This window comes from Streptomyces sp. NH27 (genome assembly GCF_056859195.1).
Genome location: NZ_JACEGK010000762.1, coordinates 1 through 2,550, shown reverse-complemented (window position 1 = coordinate 2,550; position 2,550 = coordinate 1). Strand labels below are relative to the sequence as shown.

Here is a 2,550-nt window from a genome sequence, read left to right as displayed (position 1 = left end):
TCTTGAGCCCCTGACCTTCGAGGGCACCCGGGGGGAGGGGGCACCCCGGCACCCTTTATGCCGCGAGGCCCAGCGAAGCCATCCGCTTGGTGTGGGCCTCCGTGATCCGAGAGAACATCCGCCCCACCTCCGCGAGGTCGAACCCGTCCGCCACCCCGCCCACCAGCATCGTGGAGAGCGCGTCGTGGTCCGCGACCACCCGCTGCGCCTGCGACAGCGCCTCCCCCATCAGCCGCCGCGCCCACAGCGCGAGCCGTCCACCGACCCGCGGCTCCGCCTCGATCGCCGCACGCACCTTCTCCACCGCGAAGGTGGCGTGGCCGGTGTCGTCGAGGACGGCGAGCACGAGCGTGCGGGTGTCGGAGTCCAGCCGGGCGGCAACCTCACGGTAGAAGTCCGACGCGATCGAGTCGCCGACATACGCCTTGACCAGGCCCTCCAGCCAGTCCGACGGCGCGGTCTGGCGGTGGAAGCCGTCGAGCGCCGCGGCGAACGGCGCCATCGCTTCGTGCGGCGCCTCGCCGATCTCCGCGAGCCGGTCCCGCAACTGCTCGAAGTGGTGGAACTCGGCCGTCGCCATCGCGGCCAGCTCCGCCTTGTCCGTCAGCGTCGGCGCGAGCTTCGCGTCCTCCGCGAGTCGTTCGAACGCGGCGAGCTCGCCGTACGTCAGCGCGCCGAGCAGGTCGACGACGGCGGCGCGGTACTGCGGCTGCGCGGACGCCGTGGCCCAGTCCTGGGCGGCGATACCGGTAACGGTCGGCTGGTTGTCGGTGGGCGTCTCAGCAGGCGTGTCCATGCTGGGCACAATAGCCAAGTCCGCCGGCCTCGGACGCCCGCGGTGACGGCTTCGGCCGCCTGTTCCGGTCGCGCCCGGACGTCGCCCGGCGGCGGTCGGCGAGCGGTCGCCGTGACCCGATGACGTCCCGAACGAAACATTTGATCGGGTGCAGCTACGTGTTTCCGGGGTAGAGTGGTAATGCACCCGTCGACAGTCGGCCTGGCATCGACCTACGACGGGCCACGTGTGCAACACCTGGATGCCCGGTCGGTGGCCCGATCGGCTCCGAACCGACCGCCTTCCCGTCATCGGGAGGGGCCCACTCGCGGCTTGAGCGAGGGCAGCGGTCCCGCGCCTAAACGGCCGACCTATGGCCGTACGACACCTCTGCGCGGTCAGTGACTGATTCGTCCCACCCGACGCATCGGCTGCTCGACCCCCTCGCCGCCAGTGCCGCGTCTCACAGAAGAGGCAACATCCTGACCACCACGACTTTTCGCAGCCTAGGAATTCTCGACGAGACCGCCGAAGCCCTTGAGGCCGTCGGCATCATCACCCCCTTCCCGATCCAGGAGATGACGCTCCCGGTCGCCCTCGCGGGCAACGACGTCATCGGCCAGGCCAAGACCGGCACCGGCAAGACGCTCGGTTTCGGCCTGCCGCTGCTGGAGCGGGTCACCGTCGCCGCCGACGTCGAGGCCGGCCGCGCCACCCCTGACCAGCTCACCGACGCGCCGCAGGCGCTCGTCGTCGTCCCCACCCGCGAGCTGTGCCAGCAGGTCACCAACGACCTGCTCACCGCAGGCAAGGTCCGCGCGGTGCGGGTCACCGCGATCTACGGCGGGCGGGCGTACGAACCGCAGGTCGAGGCGCTGAAGAAGGGCGTCGACGTGATCGTCGGCACCCCCGGCCGCCTGCTCGACCTGTCCGGCCAGAAGAAGCTGAACCTCAAGCACGTCCGCGCCCTCGTCCTCGACGAGGCCGACGAGATGCTGGACCTCGGCTTCCTCCCCGACGTCGAGAAGATCATGGCCATGCTGCCCGCGCGGCGCCAGACCATGCTGTTCTCCGCCACGATGCCCGGCGCCGTGATCAATCTGGCCCGGCGCTACATGTCGCAGCCGACCCACATCCGCGCCACCGCGCCCGACGACCACGGCGCGACCGTGGCCAACACCACGCAGCACGTCTTTCGTGCGCACTCCATGGACAAGCCGGAGCTGGTCTCCCGCATCCTCCAGGCCGAGAGCCGCGGCCTGGCGATGATCTTCTGCCGCACCAAGCGGACCGCGGCCGATGTCGCCGAGCAGTTGGAGAAGCGCGGGTTCGCCTCCGGCGCGGTGCACGGCGACCTCGGCCAGGGCGCCCGTGAGCAGGCGCTGCGCGCGTTCCGCAACGGCAAGGTGGACGTCCTCGTCTGCACCGATGTCGCCGCACGCGGTATCGACGTCGAAGGCGTCACCCACGTGATCAACTACCAGACGCCGGAAGACGAGAAGACCTACCTGCACCGGATCGGTCGCACCGGCCGGGCCGGCGCCTCCGGCACCGCGATCACCCTGGTCGACTGGGACGACATCCCGCGCTGGCAGCTGATCAACAAGGCGCTGGAGCTGACCTTCAACGACCCGGAGGAGACCTACTCCACGTCTCCGCACCTCTACGAACTGCTCGGCATCCCCGCGGGCACCAAGGGGATACTGCCCCGGGCCGACCGGACCCGTGCCGGGCTCGACGCGGAAGTGGTCGAGGACCTCGGCGAGACCGGTGGC

2 protein-coding genes are annotated in these 2,550 nt (G+C 70.4%); one reads left to right on the top strand and one right to left on the bottom strand.

Going from position 1 to position 2,550, the window contains the following annotated elements:
- Positions 1-55 precede the first annotated feature (55 nt).
- Positions 56-796 (bottom strand): ferritin-like fold-containing protein, encoded by a 741-nt coding sequence (locus AC13HU_RS35480; RefSeq protein WP_483046118.1) that lies wholly within the window; start codon positions 794-796, stop codon positions 56-58.
- A gap of 380 nt (positions 797-1,176) precedes the next feature.
- On the opposite strand from AC13HU_RS35480, the gene AC13HU_RS35475 reads away from it, so the two are divergent.
- A partial coding sequence (locus AC13HU_RS35475; RefSeq protein WP_483046117.1) for a DEAD/DEAH box helicase occupies positions 1,177-2,550 on the top strand: 1,374 nt, incomplete at its 3' end.